The sequence below is a fragment of the Bacillus sp. PS108 genome (assembly GCF_037963335.1).
Classification (GTDB): Bacteria; Bacillota; Bacilli; order Bacillales; family Bacillaceae; genus Bacillus; species Bacillus subtilis.
In genome coordinates, this window is record NZ_CP150155.1 from 1,073,754 (window position 1) to 1,092,267 (window position 18,514).

The following is an 18,514-nucleotide window of genomic DNA, read 5'->3' on the forward strand; positions in this document are numbered from 1 at the left end:
AAAAATAGGAAGGAGCTGACCGAACAGGGCAGCTCCTTTCATAAAGCTATGCCGTCGGAATTCCTCCGGTGATGCCATATACCTGAGATGTCACATAGCTTGAATTCTCTGAAGCTAGAAATACATAAACATCGGCCAATTCCACTGGCTGCCCAGCGCGATTTAATGGAGCTGGCGGCGTGCCTTGTCCGAATTTCGGGATGTTTTCCGTCGGCTGTCCGCCGGAAATTTGCAGCGGTGTCCAAATTGGTCCGGGCGCAACTGAATTTACTCTGATGCCTTTGGAAGCAAGCTGTTTTCCCAGTCCGACGGTAAAGCCGATAATGGCGTTTTTCGTTGCTGCGTAATCTAACAGCATCGGGCTTGGATTATAGCCTTCAACTGAGGTAGTTGTGATAATTGAAGCTCCCTCCGGCAAATACGGAAGCGCCGCTTTTACAACCCAGTAAAGGGAAAAGACGTTCACTTCAAATGTTTTATAGATTTGTTCAGTAGGCAGATCTTCGATGTTTTCGACTGCTTTCTGTTTGCCTGCAACGAGCGCTAGCACATCAAGTCCTCCGAGCTCCTGCTGCGCCTGTTTGACCAGATCTTGGCAAAAGGATTCGTCGCTCAAGTCTCCGGGGATCAGCACTGCTTTTCGACCTTCTGCTTCGATCAGTTCTTTTACCTCTTCAGCATCTGGCTGTTCCTCGGGCAAGTAGTTAATGGCCACATCGGCACCTTCTCTGGCGTAAGCAATTGCGGCAGCGCGGCCGATACCGGAATCGCCGCCCGTGACAAGCGCTTTTCGACCCGTTAGTTTACCTGATCCTTTGTAGCTTTTTTCTCCGCAATCAGGGACAGGTTTCATGTTCTTTTGCAGGCCTGGCGGTTCTTGATATTGTTCGGGAAATTCATCATGAAAAAATGCTTTTATAGGATTCGTAAGATTTGAATCAGACATCAGCAACGCTCCTTTTCTGTTTGGTGTACATTCGTATGTGTACCCCTGAGCATAAGCAGAAAAACATGTTTTGGCAGTTTGAATAGTGAAGGAAAAAGAAAACAAGAAAAAACAAAGCCTTCTTCCATATTTATCTTGTCAAATAAGACTATATGAATTATGATAAATTCGAGCTATAAATCAACTAAATATTGGGTGTTGAGGGAGTGAATCGTCATGAAAAAAGCGGTGGCGGTTTTGCTGTCACTCGGTCTCGTTTTCGGTTTTTCATACGGAGCTGACCATGTGGCGGAAGCCAAAACAAAGGTGAAGGTCTATAAGAACTGCAAGGAGTTAAACAAAGTATACAAAGGCGGAGTGGCCCGCACATCGAAGGTGAAAAACAAAGGCGGAAAAACGAAGTACAAGCCTTACGTTTCTAAGGCACTTTATGATGCCAATAAAAAGAAAGACCGCGATAAAGATCTTATCGCCTGTGAACGGTAAATAAGAAAAAGCAATCTGGTGTCCAGATTGCTTTTTTTATGCTTAGGCCGCCTGATCGGCCGCAGCGCTTTTCGCCTTCCTTGTCATAAGGCTGACTGCCGTCATGACCGTGATATTCAAAAGCAGGGCGACGATGCCTACATTCAAGTCTTTTGCGGCTTGCGGCAGAGCCGGAAATAAAGTGCCGATCGTCGTTTCCGTCATTGTAATATAAGTAACTGCTCCGACACCTGCAATAATGCCGGCGAAGGCCCCCTGTTTTGTCACCATATTATGCTTGAACAGGCTGAACAAAAGGGCGGGGAATAGCTGTGTGACAAGGCTGTAGCCCATCAAAAGCAACGTAACGATGGTATTCCCGCCTTTGAAGGTAAAATACACCGAAATCAACGCAATCACCGGCACTAAAAACTTAGCAAGAGCCGATACTTGCTGTTCTGTCGTGCGGGGCGCAATTACCTTGTACACATTTTTTGCAAACAGCGTGGAGGCGGACATTAAGATCATAGACCCTGGCACAAGTGCTGTCAGCAGTCCGGCAGCACCGATAATTCCGACAAACCAAGGGTCAAATGCTTGCAGAGACAGTCTCAAAAGCGATAGATCCCCGTCTGCGCCTTTCAGATCTGGAACTTGCAGGATAGCCGCGAAGCCGACGAAAAGGACAAAGAGCAGGACCAGCTGGTACAAAGGCATGATGATGGCGTTTTTACGAAAGACTTTTGGGTTTTCGGCTGAATACGAAGCGGAAAACGTGTGAGGCCACATGTAAAAACCAAGCGCTGTCAAGAGTACGGTTGAACTGAACCAGGCCACACTTTGTCCCGATTCGGGGAGCGTAAGAAAGCCAGGCTTTGCCGTTTCAATCTGCTGAAACATGTCTTGAAATCCGCCGTAGTAATGAATTGGCAAATACACACCTAAAAACAGAACGACAACCAGAATCATGATGTCCTTCACAACCGATATCCAGGCAGACCCGTGAATGCCTGAAACCATAACATAAACCGTGATGGAAACAGCGCCGATCCAGATGGCAGCGGTCGGGGTGATTTTGCCGTACGAGGTTTCCGATACAATCAGCCCGAGGCCTTTCAGCTGCAGTACAAGATAGGGAATGAGTGCGGCGATGCCGACCAGTGAAACGAGAATGCCAAGCAGCGGACTGTTGTATTTTTTTGTGAAAAAATCAGACTGCGACATTAGTTTATGCTGTTTCGCGTACGTCCAAACTGCTGGAAGAAGCCAGTAAGAAAGGATGTAGGCCAGACATCCGTAGGCGATGATATAAAAGGCTGGACCGCCTTTTCCGTAGGCCCATCCGCTGCCGCCGAGAAACGTAAAAGTAGTATAAATTTCGCCTGCCATCAAAAGGAAGACGAAAACAGTTCCGAAGCCGCGCCCTCCGACCGTCCACTGCTCCAGGTTCATGTCTTTTCCTTTTTGGGCGCGTATACCGAGAAAAATACTCAAGAGCAGGACACCGAAAATGATGATGAGAGCTGCATTCATTCTGCTTCCTCCTTTTTATTTTCCTTGTCGAGGACATACACAATCGCCATCAGCGCAGAGGTCAAAAGAGCCCACATCACAATATAGGCAAGAATAAACGGCATGCCGAACACATAGGGGGTCACCTTATTTGCAAAAGGGATGCCGAGTAAGATTCCGATAAAGGGCAAAGCGGCAAGAACGTGAATCAGTTTCATAGAATCCTCCTTCTATTTAGGATTGGGGTGTACAAGCCCAAGCGTACTGAAAATGATGTCGCAGATATGGCAGCACATGTCACTTTTTAGGGTGAAAGGCTGTGGTTCGAATTATAAATAAATTTATTTTGTTTGTATAGTGTGAATTGTCTGAAATTAATGATCTGAATCGCCCGAAGAGGGAACGGGCAGTGTGATTCAAAAGGCTCGGAGTCTGTCCGGGGCAAATAGATAGTATGTTAATAATTCGCTGACCTGCTCACGGATTCGCGGATTAAAATAGCGGTGCTTTTCTTCATAACCGTCGATCACAAATGTATAGAGCGTAAAGGCCTCATCGCGTTCCGTCTCGCGGATTGCAATTTTTCTTTTCCTCAGTTCTTTTCTGACCTCCATCAAATCCTTTTGTGCTATTTTTAATGATTCGCCGATAAGCTGTTTATAAGGATGCTTCAATTTTAATGTGCTTTCTTCAATTCCGGCGAGATCACGGTTAAAAATCGTAATGGCCATGGGTAAAAAGAGAGCCCGTTCAATTAAATCGTATATTTCCTCCTGCAGATTTGGCATGTTGACTCCTTCTTTCTAAGGGAACGTTTGTTCTATTTGTATTCTATATCGGCTGGTGAAATGTTTCAAGACAGAAAAAATCACCAAAACTTTTTAGTTTTCTGCTGATAATGTGTAGAATAAGGATAGACAAACCCGGTAAGGAGTATAAATGTTGGAGCATTTTTTATCCTATTTGACACAAGAACATTTAACTGAATTATTTCAAAGCTATAGGGCTTTCGGTCCGCTCATTGCTGTGCTGCTGCCTTTAATTGAAGCATTTCTCCCGTTTTTGCCGCTGATCGTGTTTGTGGTGGCGAATACGAACTCGTTTGGCTTGTGGGAAGGATTCATCCTGTCCTGGGCGGGATCAACTGCTGGTTCCATTCTCGTCTTTTTGATTGTCCGTCAATACGGACAGAGAAAATTGCTTGGATTTATCCGCAGTCATCCGTCTGTCAGAAAGCTGATGTTATGGGTGGAAAGACACGGCTTCGGTCCCATGTTTCTTCTGCTTTGTTTTCCATTTACACCGTCAGCCGCGGTGAATGTTGTTGCCGGTTTGTCAAGGATCGGAACGCGGCCGTTTATTTTGGCGGCAGCCTCGGGGAAGCTTGTCATGATTTTTATGATCAGCTTCATCGGATATGATCTGCACGCGCTGATTACACAGCCGATTCGAACGGTCATCGCCGTATTGGTGATCACTGTCTTATGGTATGTCGGCAAAAAGGTGGAGCGGTATCTGCATGTAAGAGCCAGTCAGCGTGAGCATGATGGAGGGAGACAGTAACATGAAAAAACGGTTTTGGTTTCTTGCCGGTGTAGTGTCCGTTGTTCTCGCCATTCAGGTTAAAAATGCTGTCTTTATTGATTACAAGGTAGAAGGCGTCAGTATGAACCCGACCTTCCAGGAAGGAAACGAATTGTTGGTCAATAAATTTTCGCATCGATTTAAAACCATCCATCGTTTTGACATTGTCCTTTTTAAAGGCCCTGATCATAAAGTGCTGATTAAACGGGTAATCGGCTTGCCCGGTGAAACGATCAAATATAAAGATGATCAGCTGTATGTGAACGGAAAGCAGGTTGCTGAGCCATTTTTGAAGCATTTGAAATCTGTTTCTGCCGGCAGCCATGTAACGGGTGATTTTTCTTTGAAAGATGTGACGGGAACAAGCAAGGTGCCGAAAGGAAAATATTTTGTCGTTGGAGATAATCGCATATACAGCTTCGACAGCCGGCATTTTGGTCCGATAAGAGAAAAAAATATTGTCGGTGTGATTTCTGATGCCGAATAAAAAGACGCTAATGGAAGAGGCGTCTTTTTGTATGCCGTTTGGAAAAATGTGTTGAAGAAAAATTTGTAAGGAGCTATAATCAAAATTGTTACCTACGTAACAAAATTTATATATTTTTTGATTGGAGGGCCGTTTTTATTGGTTTTTGTTCGTTTTTCATGAAACAAAAGGAGTGGTGAATGATGATGAAATATGAAGCAGTGATTATAGGAGGAGGACCGGTTGGATTTATGCTGGCTTCTGAGCTTGCGATGGCCGGAGTGGGAACATGTGTGATTGAACGGCTTGAAAAACCTGTTCCGCATTCCAAGGCGTTGACGCTGCATCCCCGAACGCTGGAGCTCCTTGAGATGAGAGGGATTTTAGAGCGGTTTGTATCCAAGGGAAGCAAGATACCTTCCGGACATTTTTCAATGCTGGATACCCGTCTGGATTTTTCAGGCTTGGATACGAGCTGTCCTTACACGCTTTTGCTCCCGCAGTCAAAAACAGAAAAACTGCTTGAAGATCATGCACGAAGCCTGGGAACAGAGGTGTTTCGGGGTGCCGAGGCGCTGGCGGTTACGCAAAACGGGGAAGCGGTCCAAACGATTTTTAAGGATCGGGACGGCAGTGTACGGACGATCACAAGCAAGTTTGCCGTTGGTGCAGATGGCGCCGGGAGTACCGTCCGGAAACAGGCGAAAATTGAGTTTCCGGGAACAGACAGCACTGTCACCGCTGCGCTTGGGGATGTGGCGCTCCTTTCTCCGCCGGCGTCAGGCGTGCTGTCCCTTTGCACAAAAGAGGGCGGTGTTATGATTGTTCCGTTATCTTCAGACCGATATCGTGTCGTTGTGATCAGCCCTTATCGCACGCAAACGCCGAAAGATGTGCCTGTGACTGAGGAAGAGCTGAAAGCTGACCTCCTGCGAATTTGCGGAACTGACTTTGGTTTAAGCGACCCTTCGTGGATGTCGCGGTTCGGGAACGCCGCGCGCCAAGCGAAACGGTATCGGGACGGCAGAATCTTTCTTGCGGGTGATGCCGCGCATATTCATTTTCCAGCGGGCGGGCAAGGACTGAATGTTGGCCTTCAGGATGCAATGAACCTCGGGTGGAAACTGGCGACGGCCATCAAAGGCTCTGCGCCTTCATGGCTTTTGGACAGCTACCATGACGAGCGGCATCCGGCAGCTGAAGGGCTCCTGAGAAACACGGAGGCACAGACAAAGCTGATCGATTTCACTCAAGCAGGCCTCCATTTGCGAAGCATGATGTCGGAGCTGCTGGCCTTCCCTGATGTCAATCGATATGTAGCGGGGCAAATTTCTGCGCTCGATGTCAGATATGAAGCTGATCGTACCATGCCGCCGAATCGTTTGAACGGGGCACGGCTCCCTGACATGAAGCTGATTCTTTCCGACGGCAGTTCGGAATGGCTGTACAGCTTTCTCCAAAACGGGTCATTCGTTTTGCTGTCATTGAGGCAGGAAGCTGATGAGCATATCGAAGTGAAAGGCTTACGTACGGTAACCGCCTCGCTTGCAGAACCGAATGAAAAGTTGCGGGATGTGCATACCATATTGGTTCGTCCCGATGGACATGTAGCCTGGGCGGTGGATGCATCAGCGCCCGATTGTGCCGAGGTGATTCAAAAAGGGATCAGCCGCTGGTTTTCCGTCACCAGCCGAATATAATTCAATTCGATTGTTTCATCTGTAACAAAACGGTATGATAGAAGAAACAATCGAATGAAAAAGGATGGAAAACCCGATGAACACAGATCATACAAAACGCAATCTTTTTGAATTGTATGCGGAGCTCATTCATCAGCAGGAGAAATGGGAGGGGCTTATTAAAGCCTTTTTATCTGACGAATTGAGGAAGCTGGATGTAGAGCACGGGAGTAAATCTCAATTGACGATGACAGAAATTCATGTTCTATCTTGTGTCGGGGACAATGAACCAATTAATGTCACGTCGATAGCAGAAAAAATGAATACGACAAAAGCGACTGTATCACGCATCAGCACAAAATTGCTCGGCGCAGGCTTCCTTCGCAGAACACAGCTCAGCGATAATAAAAAGGAGGTCTACTTCCGATTGACGCCTGCTGGAAAAAAGCTGCACAGTTTGCACAAATATTATCATCAGAAGGCTGAACAGCGTTTTTTGTCATTTTTTGACCGCTATACCGAGGAAGAGATTCTTTTTGCGGAACGGCTGTTTCGGGATCTGGTGACAAAATGGTATCCGTCGTCAGAAGAAATTGAAGGGGGTCTCCCGAGCATTTTTAAATAAAAAACACGCACTGCGGTGCGTGTTTTTCGCTTTGTTTCTATCTTTTTCAAGGCTGTAACGTAAATCAGATTTCCTCTTGAAGAATGAAATTCAAGATGTTCAGGAATTTGCACTGCTTATACGATATGTCTATTAGTATCTTTATTTTATACGTTTTCTACTGTGTTTTTGATGCTTTGTTTTCAAGTGAAATAGGGTCTTCTGTTTTAGTTCTCCTAATCTTTACAGAAATACCTACTAGAATGACCGCCATAGTTGTAAATATTCCCATGGTTAATAGGATCGTATCCTGATTTAAACTCCATCCAATTAAGAAAGAGATGATCGCTCCTCCGAAACTTGCCGAGGCAATAAATAAACTTGTAACTTCGTCAACGTACTTCTGAATAATGATTGATGCTAGTGTTAAAGCAATGGGAAATATCCCCGCTATACTTAGGCCAATCAAAAATGTACCACCCAATTGAAGTATTGGGTTACTTATATAAGAGAAAGCAATCAACAAAACAATTAAACAACTACAACTAAAAAGGAGGTATTTAGAAAAATCAAGCCTTCTGCTCATTAAACCAATCAGTATTCTTCCTATGATGATCCCTACCCAGAAAAAGGAGACACTTATAAGACTAATTTGTTCATTGTCTTGGTTTATCATGATTGAAGGTAAAAAGTTGGCAAAATTTGTTTCGATTCCAGCATATAGGAAAGCAAAAAATACAAAAAAGCCTAATTGCTTTGATTTTTTTCTATCTCCTATAAAGTATTGAAATGCTCCTCCATCTGGAAAGGTCACTTGTTGGTTGGCATTCTTAGCGTACTTTCGGTTCTTGGACAAGAAAATTAACCACCCTACAAATAGGACGAATAAAAAGGTGAATATACAGTAATACGGTAAAAACCAGTTATTGATATCTATGAAGGAATTAATTAATAATGGGAAAGATAAAGCGCCTAATCCAAAGAGAACTTCCAGCTTACTCATTTTTTCTGCATTACTTTCGAAATTAGCAATAACAAACGAACCAACTGTCGTTTCTAATGTGCCTGCCCCATATCCTAAGAGAAAAGCCATTACAATAATATAATACCAATCCTTGGTTAGAAAAAAGATACTTAACGCTACAAGCATTATTGTCAAAGCTAAAGTAAGTGTCCTAAAATGACTGTATTTCTTAATCATTAAAGGTGCGATTAATACTCCGCTTAGAAATCCGGTAAACTGAAAAAAGATTATGACCGAAATATCATCTGTTGTCTTGTTAAAAGCCTCTAATAGAAATGGCGTCAAACTCCCTGTTGATATATGGATAATACCTACTGTAAAAAAGAAAGCATATCCAAATAAATATGTCCCTCTTAACATTCATTACACCCCTATATGAAAAAGCAGGAAAGTAAATTCCTGCTTTTTTAGTAACTTCTCTCTTTGAAATACTAGTTGACTGCTGAAACAGACATGGGTTGAGAGTTGCTGTCTTTCTCAAAGAACATTTCTAATACTTCCTGAGATCTAAAACCATCACTAAAAGAAGGGATCTCAACCCAATCATTCTGAGTTGATGCAATCCAATTGATTAACTCGCTTCTAAAAGAATCAGCCCATCCATAAAACTCGTTTGGCGGATCGTTTAATAGGCTTTGCGGTACTGGGCAGTCTACCACGTTCAAGCCATCTATGAGTTTGTAAACGTGAGGATTACTTGTGTGGTATTTAAACTCTTTTTTGTGTCCAACTACCTCAATGCTAAAACCACAGTCTTCAGGTACAGAACATTTTGATGTGATGATATTTACAAATACCTTGTTCTTCAGCTGGCCATAAATTTCTGCATAGTCATCTACAAGTACCTGTTTATCCTCTTTTGTTTTTACATTTGTGTTCATCTTTGCCCTTACTGATTCTGTGATGAAATCACTCTCGAACAAATACCATACCATGTCAATAAGGTGAATACCCAGATCCCCCAATGACCCGCTGGTTTTCTTACTATTGGCGTCATCTCTCCAAGTAAACTTCTTACGTCTAAGTGCACTATTTTTCTTGAAGTGTACTTTTATGGACAGTATGTTACCTAGTTCATTATTGATAATTAAGCTTTTTAAGATATTTACGTAAGATAAATATCTATAATTAAATCCCATACTGGCTCTTACGCTCAACCTTTCAGCGGTATCTTTCATTATGCTTGCTTCTTCAAGAGAAATAGCCATAGGCTTTTCACACAATACATGCTTATGTTTTCCTAATGCTTGCAAAGCATGTTCTTTATGGCAAAAGTTTGGTGATGCTACAATTAAACCTTCTGAGGCATCAATTAGTTCATCTGCGTTTTCAAATGACTTCCCGCCGAAAGTTTTCACAAAGCTTTCCGCATTTTGTTGATTTATGTCATATACCCCTACTAACTCTGCATTTTTTATTGTAGATAAAGCAGTTGCATGCGCTCTTGCAATACCACCTGCACCTATGATTCCTATCTTCTTCATTTTTATTTCCTCCTCATGATCCAATTAATTTTTTTAAGGTATTAGTAATTCCTTTTGAGTACTCACTATCAGTTATAAGGTTGTGCAAGTTTTTGGCTTCCTGTGTTGCATTTTTTAGCAGATATCCATTCCCTACTGTCTGTAACATACGAACATCATTTCCACTATCCCCAAATGCGATAGCTCTTTCGGTATTTAGGTTGTATTTCTCTAACATAAACGTTACAATTTCATTCTTTCCTGTCCCTATGGGGATAAAATCTACATCATAGCTGTCTTCTGGATCGCCTGCTAAGGGATTACACCGATTTATATTTACTGAAACGCCATATTCCTCGCAGATTTTTTCAATTGCTAATAGGTTTTTCTTGTCGTTTATTTCATCTTGTTCCTGATAGTAGAAGTTATGCTTATACCGTGACTTTCCTAATTGAGTTTGAGGATTCAAAAGAATGTTATGATTTTCATGCAGCTGTTTCACAAGTTTTTCAACCTTTTCTTTACTAAACCCTTCATTAATGCGACTGTTCCACTTGTTATCTTGCTGACCGAAGTTATGCTCTGAAAAGTACGTAATTTCAGTTCCAAGATCACTAGCTATAAAATGCGGAAAATATCTAAATTTTCCTCTTCCCATTTTATCGAGAATAGATTCTATACTGCTCCCAGTAACCCATCCGATTATTAGCTTCCCATCTTTACTTTTTTGTTCTAGATAGTCTTCGAGTTCATAGATGTCTTGTTGCTTTTGTTCGTCGATTGTATGCGGAAAATACGTTTCATCAAAATCACAAAAAACAATATACTGAGGATGTTCAACCGTGGATAACGTTTTATACTCCGATTTCTTGCTTAATAACATGAAACAGTCCCTCCATTACTCTGTCTTGTTCTTCTAAAGTAAATGACGGATATAAAGGCAAATGCAGTACCTGACTATGAGCCTTTTCCGTATGAACCAATTGGAGTCCTGCATACTTGTCCTGTACTAAAGGAGTTTTTTGCATATGAGACAGTATTGGATAATATACATCTGTTTGAACACCAAAATCTTCATTTAATTTAGTCATGATATCTGCCCGATCTTCTGTTCTTACCTTAATAGGAAACAGATGCCATACATGATCTTCACTTAATTCTGGTAATTCAATAAAGCCTTTATTCTGCAACTCTGCTAATTGGGTAATGTATCTATCCGCCAAGAACAGTCTTTTGAAGTTGTTTAATGAAAGGTACTTCATTCTCTCTAAACCAATTGCTGCCTGTAAATTGTCCATTTTTGAATTAAATCCAAAATTGATGACTTTCTTATTTTTCACATTTACTTCAAAACCATGATAACTAAATTGAATGCATTTTTTAGCGAGTTCTTCATTATCAGTTGCTATTGCTCCAGCCTTGCCACATACACCAAAATTCTTATAGGGATTAAAACTTAATGTAGTGATGTCTGCATACTTTCCTAAGTCTGTCAGTCCAATTCCTTGGCAGGCATCTTCAATTACTTTTAATTTATAACGATTTGCGATTTGACGGATATGCTGCATGTCTGAATGTTTTCCGTATAAATGCACAGGTAGAATAAACTTTGTATAAGGAGTTATTGCTTCTTCAATTTTGTCAGGATCGATGCAGAATGTTTGCGGGTTAATATCTACATAGATAGGAACGCCTCCCAAAGCTAACACAGCATTTTCAGTAGCTGAAAAGCTATTAGCCGGCATGATAACTTCATCCCCTGGGTTTAACCCTAAAGCCAATAAACCTATCATAATAGCATCGGTTCCACTGCTGGTTGCAATTACATACCTTTTATGTAAATATGTAGATAAAACGTTTTCGAATTGCTCTAAATAGGGACCACTCGTAAATTTTCCAGTTGGCAAAACTTCAGTTAATGTATTTAAGATATCTTCCACTTCATCATTGGTTATTAATCTGTCTACAGGCAAAAAAGGGACTTTACTGATTTCACGATTTTTTTGATAGTTGAAAAGATCATGTTCAATATCTATCTTTTCTTTTAATACTTGTTTCCAGCGCTCGTTTACAATACTGTCTTCAATAACAAGTTCTTTTCCTTGTATGTCACCTTTTAAGTGTTTTAGTAGTGACATGTTTTCTTTGCTTTTACCTGAAATCTTAACCTGTTTTTGCATGAACAGTACCTCCAATGATTTTATAATCTAAAAATTTATTACAAATTTATCCTAGTTTCTGAAATCGGTAACATGTCAACAACTTTTTTAAGGAAGGGAAAATATGCCTACAATTGATGAAATAGCAAAATTATGCAATGTGTCTAAAACCACAGTGTCAAGAGTATTGAATAATCATCCGTATGTATCGAAAGAAAAAAGAGATATGATCTTAAAGGCAATTAACGAACTTGACTACACTCCCAATTATTTAGCTCGGAATTTTAGGAGAAATAAGACACAAACGATAGCTTTATCGGTTCCGAGTATCGACCATCCATTTTTTGCTCAATTAATAAAAGGGGTCTCTCATGAAGCACTGTTTAAGAATTACAAGGTAATTGTATTTCAGACCTTTTATGACAAACAGACAGAGCTAGAATTGTTAGAGTTATTGAAGCATAAAGAAGTGGATGGTATTATTCTTGGAACTTTAGAAAATGAATGGGATCAGATATCCCCTTTCTTAAAGTATGGTCCTATCTTATTATGTAATGAATATCATCACTCAGCGGACATCACGATAATTGGGTATGATGAATTTGAAGCCGCATACATGGGGGTAGTACATTTAATTGAAAGAGGGCATGAAAAAATTGGGTTTTGTTTTGATACTCCATATAGCGAAGCTCAATGTCAGAGGAAAGAGGGTTACTTGAAAGCTTTACAAGATTACAATTTACATCATAGAAGCGAATGGATATTCGGCGAAATGTTTAATATCGAGGATGGCTTTCGTGTTTTTCATAAGATAAAGGATCTAAAGGACAGACCCTCAGCAATATTTACAGGAAATGATCAAGTCGCCGCAGGGATTATTAAACAGGCGATGAAAAATGGCTTTAAAGTTCCAGAAGACTTAGCTGTAATTGGTTTTGACAACCAATTGATTTGCCAAGTCGTTACTCCGACCATAACAACAATTGATATCCCCGTAATAGAATTAGGCCAACAGGCTGTGTTGAAAATCATCGAGTCCATTTCGGGTAATGCCTCATTAAACAGAAGAATTATTAAACTGCCAACAAAGCTTATTATAAGAGAATCAACGTAACGATAGATTTCCCTTTATTATTTTATATCTTTATATAAGAAAAAGAGGTTATTCATTTTAACCTCTTTTTCAATCGTAAGTCGTCAATTATTTCTTTCATTTCGGCCTCTGGCAGCACTCACTTCAAATCTGATCCATTAACAACGAAATATCCGCTTATATTTCCCCATCTCGATGGTTTGCGAATTAAAAGTTCTTGAACCCTTTTTTCAACTAGGCATTACTGCCGCTGATTGAGCTCTTTTTGTCTTTTTTTTCACCATGAAGATGGTGAAGCAGGCGATAAAACGGCGGCAGCAGGGCAATAACCAGAATGACGCGAATGACCTGAACCGCAACGACAAAGGTGGAATCAGCATGTAAGGTAACTGACGTCGTCGCCATCTCTGCAATCCCGCCGGGCGCAAATGCCAGAACAGAAGTGATGAGCGAAATTCCTGTCAGCTCGGAAACGATCACGGCGCTCAAAAACATTGCTGCGATTAAACCGACGGACGAGACAAACCCGACGATGATAATACGGGTGACGCCGGCAAACATGCTTTTGTACATCTTAGAGCCGATCGTTGCCCCGAGAAATACTTGTGATACATGGTTAGCTTGTGACGGCCACCATGCCGTCATGTCGTGCCCTGTCACCGCAGCTCCGCCAACATGTACAATTGCTACACCGAGCATGCTGCCGAGCAGCCATGGAGCTGGAAATTTTAAAAATTTCGCAGCTTTGCAAGCTCCCCAGGCAGCGAGAATAAGAATGACGGTCCACAAAACGGGAGCGAGCCTAAAATCTGTCGTTGCAGAAGAAATCGTCTCTGCTGCGGCACTTGCGGTACGATCTTGTTTTGTATAGATCAGAATGACTAAAAACGGAATGGAAAGCACCACGAGCAGCACACGCATCATTTGAACGAGGCTGACTATAGCGGTATTGGCGCCTACTTCCTGTGCGATGCTCGGCATGGCGGAAAGCCCGCCGGGAGCGGTGCCGACAAAGCTAGTCATCATATCCGTTTTGCTGAAACGCCAAAGCACATATCCTGACAGCATGGCCAGCAGGATAGACAATATCAGCATAACGCCGACTGAAAACCAATGGTCTTTGAGAACAGAGAGAACGGATAAATTCAGCTTTTGGCCCAATTCGATGCCGAGGATCATCTGCCCGAGGGCGAGCCATCGTCGGTTAATTCCTTTTTGGTCTGGTGCCATCATCAGCCATGCCGGCCGTATCATGGCGAGGCAGCAGGCGACAATCAGTGTTCCGATCATCCATCCAATTGATATTCCGGTTAATGAAAGAATAAACCCCCCGGCTGCACTGATTGCGATAAACCATAGATCTTTGAGGAGATTTTCGTCTTTCTTCAATGTAAAACCCTTCTTCCTTTTTCACGTAACACTCCAATTGTTCACGTAGTGAATGTATTTATTACTATAGTATATTTTTGTTGATAAAGAAATTATGAATTATTTTCTATAAGCGATTCACTTTTCTTATGACCTTGTGTTCGAGCTTTTCTATTGTGTAAGTCAGAGATAAACCCGCTGTCAGCAGACATACGGCAAGAGCGTAAAAAATCACTTCTCCGCCAAATGATGTCAGGATCAGCCCGCCTGCCAGCGGTCCGATTGAGCGGGATATATCCCAATGCAGACCATAGACAGCATAAAACCGGCCCAGCAAATGAGGCGGCGCCAATTTCGATATGAAGGTCTGGATGTGGGTTAGCCCGATGCTTTCGCCAACCGTCATCACCGCTGCCGTCACTAAAAGCATTGTCAGAGAGGTTGAGCATGCAAAGCCGGCTGCCGCAAGGGAGTAGCAAATATAAGTAATGAAGAGGATCGTTTTCATTGAAAGCTTTTCGGTCCCTTTGACAAGAGGTACTTGGAGAACACAGCTGAATAAAGCTTTTGCTGCTGAATAGATGGTCAGCATGGACAGATAATCAGAAAACATGTTTTTGCTGAACAGCCTGTATGTTGTTTCTGTTTGTGCATATAACATGCTGATGGGGAGAGAAAGCAGCAAAAGAAGCAGGACAGGCCTGTATATCATAAAGCTCGCGGATATTTTCGGGGTAACAGCTGGGTGTAGCGGCTTTGTCTCAGGCAGTTTCAGTGCAGCGATCAGAAAGTAGATAAACAATGCTGCAGCATCTAATGCGAATATCCACACGGGGTTATGATTGTACAGAAGCATCCCCACTAGCGGCCCTGCCGTCAGACCCGCCGAATAGATCGCATTGATGACCGCAAATACTTCCGAACGTCTGCTTTCCGGCGTGCTTTCAGCGATTTGGGCGCGGGAAGCGGGAATGTACAACGATCTTCCGATGCCATTCATGACATAGAGAATAGCGAAAACATACGCATGCTCAGCAAATACAAACCCTGTCATTGCCGCTGATTGAAGAAGCAATGCGGTCAAAATCGCTGTGCGCCGCCCAATCCGGTCCGCCGCCTTTCCTGCAGCGAGCGTCAGGAAAATATCAGCAAATGGCTGAAGGCTGATGATCAGCATTGGCATCATGATACTGCCGTTTAATTGTTCATGCAGATACAGCACCATAAAAGGTCCCATCATTGCACCTGTCAGGCTTGTCAGCAATTCGCCGAAAAAGCGGAGCCGAACGGGAGCGGTATATCTCGATTTTATAGAGTGAAAACTGGCCAACATGTGATCGCCGCCTTTCGCTGTTTGATATAGTAGTAGTGTATAGAAGGGGCGGCGGCCCAAAAAGTGAAGAAAAGAAGAGATAAAAGTTCCCCTTTTGTCGGGAGGTGCGGGGATTGAAGCTGATAGAGCACTACGTGGCGCTTGTAAAAACAGGCTGCGCCGAGTATGGGCAAATGAACGAAATGACGCTTACTGAGATTGCCGACTGTTTATTTTGTACAGAAAGAAATGCAAAGCTCATTTTACATAAGCTGGAGAACAGCAATTGGATTATCCGGGAAAGCGGGGCGGGGCGCGGCCGTAAATCTAAAATCGCGTTTCTTCGGAGGCCTGAGGAACTGCTTCTTCAAACTGCAAAGGAATATACCATGTCAGGAAAGCTTAAAAAGGCAAAGGAGCTGCTTCAGCAGTATCAGTCCGCGTTTCCAGGGCTTCAAAACGAATATAACATGTGGCTTTCAGAGGTATTCGGATTTGTGACGGAGACAGGCGAGAATGGGGCGAAGGATGTCCTGCGGCTGTTCATTACGCCTGAATCTGTCAGCAGTTTGGATCCATGCCAAATATTTTTGCGGTCTGAGGGCCATTTCGTCAAACAGATATTTGATACACTCTTCACGTTTGATTCGGATATGCAGGAGCCGAAGCCTCATTTGGTTCATGGATGGGAAGAGGTCGGAAAAAAACAATGGAGATTTTTTCTTCGAAAAGGTGTGTCATTTCATAATGGACAGCCGCTGACATCGCGGGACGCTGCGTTTACATTTCAGCGCTTTTTGGAACTGGCTGACAACCCGTATAAATGGCTTCTGCACGGAGTGAAACAAGTCTTAGAAAAGGGCCCTTATTGTGTGGAACTCATACTCGATAAGCCGAATGCGCTTTTGCCGTATGCTCTTTGTGATGAACGGCTGTCCATACTGCCGGCAGAACAGGGCGGCGGGAAAAATGGAACAGGGCCTTTTCAGGTGAATCAGCAACACAGCGGGATGCTTGTGCTTGAAGCCAATGAGCGCTACTTCAAGGGACGCCCCTATTTGGATCGCGTTGAGTTTGTGTTTTCTGAGCAAGCCGGAGAGATGAACGGTTTTACCATTCAAGAAAAACAAACATGTCCTGAGCAGCAAACTGTTTTTGATGAGCGGCATGTTCAGTATTTGTCGCTTAATCTAAAAAAGAAGGGGCCTCTTCAGCACCGAAGCTTTAGAAAAGCGCTCCGGCTGCTGATTTCCTCTGAACGGCTCGTTCGTGAAGCGGGAGGGCACCGAAGAATCCCGGTTACGTCCTTTTTGCATCCGAGTTCTTTTGAGTGGGAGGGCGTTTCGCCATCTGAATTGTTGAAGAAAAGCGGATACGAGGGCGAAACAATCGTGCTTTATACCTTTTCGGAAACAGATCATCGTGAGGACGCCGAATGGATTCAAAATATTTGCGCCCAGCACGGTATCAGGCTTACACTTCAATTCTGTGATGCTGCTGATCTGCGACGGCCGGAAACCGTGCAGATGGCGGATATCATTCATGACAGTGCGACGTTTTATCAAGACAGCGAGTTTGGTTTTCTGCATTTGCTGCTGTCGGAGAACAGTTTCTTGTATCAGCATCTATCTGAAAAGCTGACACAGATATGCTCAGGAATGACAGAGCAGATGTTTTCCATGCCTGACCGTTGTTCGAGAATCAACATCTTACGTGACATTGACCGGCAGATGATACAGGAGCTGAATGCGATTCCGCTGTATCAAAATGTGCTCCAGGTGACATCAAGTAAAAATGTAAAAGGCCTGGTGCTTGATGAAGAGGGATGGATTGATTTGTACTCCGTATGGCTGTCCAAATAAAAAGAGGGTTCTTTTTTGAACCCTCTTTTTTACGCTGCCATGCTGCGGCATTGTTCAACACAGGTGAAGCAGGCTTTCGCACATGCTTGGCAATGATCATGATCGTGCTTTCCGCATTCAGTGCCGCATGCTTCACAAATATCGGCGCAAAGTGCACAAATTTCTTTCATAAACGGGCTGTCCGTTTGCATGGCTTTGACCGCCAGCGCGCAAATATCCGCGCATTCCCTGTCAAGCCGGATGCATCCGCTGAGATGATGCTGCACGCTTTCTTCCAAGCATTTAGTGAAACAATGATTGCAAGCCTTCATACAATCGATGCAAGCCTCAATACAAGCTTCAGAATATTGCTCCATGGTGGATTCCCCCTGTATGACAGTATATGGTTTTATGTTTCCCGGCTGCATTTGAAAAAAACAGGGGAGTGTGTTTTTAGCTAAGGGGATATGTACATATACCCTGAACGGGTATATCTAACGTTCCATCAGATAGTATAGGAACCAGACAGCGTGATTTTGTTCATCACGTGCTGCGCGCGTAAAGACGCCTTTCGCTTTTAGGTTTGACGTTTCCTCGGCCGCACGCAAGTAAAAGTCGACGGTTTCTTGTTCATCTTTAAAAGCGGCATCCAGTCCTCTTGTGAAATTGTCCGGGCATTCTTCCGTTTGTTTCGGCATGATGTGTTTGCCGGTAATTGAACCATACAGTGTGGAAAATTCACGGAGGTGGCGAATCTCGTCACGCCTGATTTCTTCAATCTGTTTTCTGACCTCATCGCTGTGGGCGAGTTCGGCAAACTTGCGGTAACATTGAATGGCACTGAATTCTCCGTTGATGGCCTTCTGCAAATTCCGAATCAAAACAGGATCCTCCCTGTATGGCACCGGATAGGGATAGTAGCTGTAATGCAAGGGATTCAACTCCATTCTTAGGAATTGGGCTTCTGTAAAAGTATATGTTGGGCAGGGAGAGATGTG

At 43.1% G+C, this 18,514-nt stretch carries 19 protein-coding genes; 7 read left to right on the top strand and 12 right to left on the bottom strand.

What is annotated here, in order from left to right:
* Window positions 1-46: 46 nt before the first annotated feature.
* Window positions 47-946: an SDR family oxidoreductase gene (locus tag NSQ16_RS05535; RefSeq protein ID WP_076457899.1), complete on the bottom strand. Its 900-nt coding sequence runs from the start codon at window positions 944-946 to the stop codon at window positions 47-49.
* Window positions 947-1,162: 216 nt separating this feature from the next.
* On the opposite strand from NSQ16_RS05535, the gene NSQ16_RS05540 reads away from it, so the two are divergent.
* Complete coding sequence (locus NSQ16_RS05540; RefSeq protein WP_160221475.1) at window positions 1,163-1,432, top strand: excalibur calcium-binding domain-containing protein; 270 nt, start codon at window positions 1,163-1,165, stop codon at window positions 1,430-1,432.
* A 42-nt stretch (window positions 1,433-1,474) separates the two neighbouring features.
* Here the strand turns inward: NSQ16_RS05540 and NSQ16_RS05545 are convergent, their stop codons facing one another.
* The 3 genes from NSQ16_RS05545 to NSQ16_RS05555 form a co-directional block, all read right to left on the bottom strand.
* Entirely contained in the window at window positions 1,475-2,944 is a 1,470-nt protein-coding gene (locus NSQ16_RS05545; RefSeq protein ID WP_122895185.1) for a sodium:solute symporter, read from the bottom strand.
* Window positions 2,941-3,141 (bottom strand): DUF3311 domain-containing protein, encoded by a 201-nt coding sequence (locus NSQ16_RS05550; RefSeq protein WP_003224377.1) that lies wholly within the window; start codon window positions 3,139-3,141, stop codon window positions 2,941-2,943. Before NSQ16_RS05550 ends, NSQ16_RS05545 begins: the two co-directional genes overlap by 4 nt.
* A gap of 198 nt (window positions 3,142-3,339) precedes the next feature.
* Window positions 3,340-3,711, bottom strand: coding sequence for a hypothetical protein (locus NSQ16_RS05555; RefSeq protein WP_160221476.1), 372 nt, complete (start codon window positions 3,709-3,711; stop codon window positions 3,340-3,342).
* A 151-nt stretch (window positions 3,712-3,862) separates the two neighbouring features.
* Between NSQ16_RS05555 and NSQ16_RS05560 the strand changes: the two genes are divergently transcribed.
* The 4 genes from NSQ16_RS05560 to NSQ16_RS05575 all read left to right on the top strand — a co-directional run bounded on the left by NSQ16_RS05560 (window position 3,863) and on the right by NSQ16_RS05575 (window position 7,277).
* Window positions 3,863-4,486: a VTT domain-containing protein gene (locus NSQ16_RS05560; protein WP_010886465.1), complete on the top strand. Its 624-nt coding sequence runs from the start codon at window positions 3,863-3,865 to the stop codon at window positions 4,484-4,486.
* 1 nt (window position 4,487) lies between these two features.
* Window positions 4,488-4,994 carry a signal peptidase I gene (gene lepB, locus NSQ16_RS05565; protein ID WP_003233128.1) on the top strand — a complete coding sequence of 169 codons (507 nt, stop codon included), beginning with the start codon at window positions 4,488-4,490 and terminating at the stop codon, window positions 4,992-4,994.
* Window positions 4,995-5,173: 179 nt separating this feature from the next.
* Window positions 5,174-6,673, top strand: coding sequence for a monooxygenase (locus NSQ16_RS05570; protein WP_160221477.1), 1,500 nt, complete (start codon window positions 5,174-5,176; stop codon window positions 6,671-6,673).
* Between the two features lie 76 nt (window positions 6,674-6,749).
* On the top strand, window positions 6,750-7,277 hold the full coding sequence (locus NSQ16_RS05575; RefSeq protein ID WP_160221478.1) for a MarR family transcriptional regulator: 528 nt from the start codon (window positions 6,750-6,752) through the stop codon (window positions 7,275-7,277).
* A gap of 157 nt (window positions 7,278-7,434) precedes the next feature.
* On the opposite strand, the gene glcP is transcribed toward NSQ16_RS05575, so the two are convergent.
* The 4 genes from glcP to ntdA all read right to left on the bottom strand — a co-directional run bounded on the left by glcP (window position 7,435) and on the right by ntdA (window position 11,923).
* Entirely contained in the window at window positions 7,435-8,640 is a 1,206-nt protein-coding gene (gene glcP, locus NSQ16_RS05580; RefSeq protein WP_327837756.1) for a glucose/mannose transporter GlcP, read from the bottom strand.
* 71 nt (window positions 8,641-8,711) lie between these two features.
* The gene (ntdC, locus tag NSQ16_RS05585; protein WP_204551445.1) at window positions 8,712-9,764 is read right to left on the bottom strand and encodes a Gfo/Idh/MocA family oxidoreductase; all 1,053 of its coding nucleotides are present in this window, start codon (window positions 9,762-9,764) and stop codon (window positions 8,712-8,714) included.
* A 13-nt stretch (window positions 9,765-9,777) separates the two neighbouring features.
* Window positions 9,778-10,626, bottom strand: a complete 849-nt coding sequence (gene ntdB, locus NSQ16_RS05590; RefSeq protein ID WP_038428748.1) for a kanosamine-6-phosphate phosphatase — start codon at window positions 10,624-10,626, stop codon at window positions 9,778-9,780.
* Complete coding sequence (ntdA, locus tag NSQ16_RS05595; RefSeq protein ID WP_327837753.1) at window positions 10,598-11,923, bottom strand: 3-dehydro-glucose-6-phosphate--glutamate transaminase; 1,326 nt, start codon at window positions 11,921-11,923, stop codon at window positions 10,598-10,600. Before ntdA ends, ntdB begins: the two co-directional genes overlap by 29 nt.
* A gap of 103 nt (window positions 11,924-12,026) precedes the next feature.
* Between ntdA and ntdR the strand changes: the two genes are divergently transcribed.
* Complete coding sequence (ntdR, locus tag NSQ16_RS05600) at window positions 12,027-13,016, top strand: NTD biosynthesis operon transcriptional regulator NtdR (RefSeq protein ID WP_029317580.1); 990 nt, start codon at window positions 12,027-12,029, stop codon at window positions 13,014-13,016.
* Window positions 13,017-13,229: 213 nt separating this feature from the next.
* On the opposite strand, the gene NSQ16_RS05605 is transcribed toward ntdR, so the two are convergent.
* Both NSQ16_RS05605 and NSQ16_RS05610 read right to left on the bottom strand, forming a co-directional pair.
* Window positions 13,230-14,384 carry an AbrB family transcriptional regulator gene (locus NSQ16_RS05605; protein WP_015383286.1) on the bottom strand — a complete coding sequence of 385 codons (1,155 nt, stop codon included), beginning with the start codon at window positions 14,382-14,384 and terminating at the stop codon, window positions 13,230-13,232.
* A 106-nt stretch (window positions 14,385-14,490) separates the two neighbouring features.
* Window positions 14,491-15,696 (bottom strand): MFS transporter, encoded by a 1,206-nt coding sequence (locus tag NSQ16_RS05610; protein WP_167560012.1) that lies wholly within the window; start codon window positions 15,694-15,696, stop codon window positions 14,491-14,493.
* Window positions 15,697-15,809: 113 nt separating this feature from the next.
* Between NSQ16_RS05610 and NSQ16_RS05615 the strand changes: the two genes are divergently transcribed.
* Window positions 15,810-17,537 (top strand): SgrR family transcriptional regulator, encoded by a 1,728-nt coding sequence (locus tag NSQ16_RS05615; protein WP_129010185.1) that lies wholly within the window; start codon window positions 15,810-15,812, stop codon window positions 17,535-17,537.
* Between the two features lie 29 nt (window positions 17,538-17,566).
* On the opposite strand, the gene NSQ16_RS05620 is transcribed toward NSQ16_RS05615, so the two are convergent.
* Window positions 17,567-17,893: a four-helix bundle copper-binding protein gene (locus tag NSQ16_RS05620; protein WP_129010186.1), complete on the bottom strand. Its 327-nt coding sequence runs from the start codon at window positions 17,891-17,893 to the stop codon at window positions 17,567-17,569.
* A 117-nt stretch (window positions 17,894-18,010) separates the two neighbouring features.
* Window positions 18,011-18,448 carry a ferritin family protein gene (locus NSQ16_RS05625; protein ID WP_327837817.1) on the bottom strand — a complete coding sequence of 146 codons (438 nt, stop codon included), beginning with the start codon at window positions 18,446-18,448 and terminating at the stop codon, window positions 18,011-18,013.
* Window positions 18,449-18,514: the final 66 nt, after the last annotated feature.

What these genes read in the sequence shown, in the direction of transcription:
- ntdB (WP_038428748.1), bottom strand. Translation starts at nt 10,626, where the DNA reads ATGTTATTAAGCAAGAAATCGGAGTATAAAACGTTATCCACGGTTGAA.
- NSQ16_RS05540 (WP_160221475.1), top strand. Translation starts at nt 1,163, where the DNA reads ATGAAAAAAGCGGTGGCGGTTTTGCTGTCACTCGGTCTCGTTTTCGGT.
- ntdR (WP_029317580.1), top strand. Translation starts at nt 12,027, where the DNA reads ATGCCTACAATTGATGAAATAGCAAAATTATGCAATGTGTCTAAAACC.
- NSQ16_RS05570 (WP_160221477.1), top strand. Translation starts at nt 5,174, where the DNA reads ATGATGATGAAATATGAAGCAGTGATTATAGGAGGAGGACCGGTTGGA.
- ntdA (WP_327837753.1), bottom strand. Translation starts at nt 11,923, where the DNA reads ATGCAAAAACAGGTTAAGATTTCAGGTAAAAGCAAAGAAAACATGTCA.
- NSQ16_RS05620 (WP_129010186.1), bottom strand. Translation starts at nt 17,893, where the DNA reads ATGGAGCAATATTCTGAAGCTTGTATTGAGGCTTGCATCGATTGTATG.
- glcP (WP_327837756.1), bottom strand. Translation starts at nt 8,640, where the DNA reads ATGTTAAGAGGGACATATTTATTTGGATATGCTTTCTTTTTTACAGTA.
- NSQ16_RS05575 (WP_160221478.1), top strand. Translation starts at nt 6,750, where the DNA reads ATGAACACAGATCATACAAAACGCAATCTTTTTGAATTGTATGCGGAG.
- NSQ16_RS05535 (WP_076457899.1), bottom strand. Translation starts at nt 946, where the DNA reads ATGTCTGATTCAAATCTTACGAATCCTATAAAAGCATTTTTTCATGAT.
- NSQ16_RS05555 (WP_160221476.1), bottom strand. Translation starts at nt 3,711, where the DNA reads ATGCCAAATCTGCAGGAGGAAATATACGATTTAATTGAACGGGCTCTC.
- NSQ16_RS05560 (WP_010886465.1), top strand. Translation starts at nt 3,863, where the DNA reads ATGTTGGAGCATTTTTTATCCTATTTGACACAAGAACATTTAACTGAA.
- ntdC (WP_204551445.1), bottom strand. Translation starts at nt 9,764, where the DNA reads ATGAAGAAGATAGGAATCATAGGTGCAGGTGGTATTGCAAGAGCGCAT.
- NSQ16_RS05545 (WP_122895185.1), bottom strand. Translation starts at nt 2,944, where the DNA reads ATGAATGCAGCTCTCATCATCATTTTCGGTGTCCTGCTCTTGAGTATT.
- NSQ16_RS05550 (WP_003224377.1), bottom strand. Translation starts at nt 3,141, where the DNA reads ATGAAACTGATTCACGTTCTTGCCGCTTTGCCCTTTATCGGAATCTTA.
- lepB (WP_003233128.1), top strand. Translation starts at nt 4,488, where the DNA reads ATGAAAAAACGGTTTTGGTTTCTTGCCGGTGTAGTGTCCGTTGTTCTC.
- NSQ16_RS05610 (WP_167560012.1), bottom strand. Translation starts at nt 15,696, where the DNA reads ATGTTGGCCAGTTTTCACTCTATAAAATCGAGATATACCGCTCCCGTT.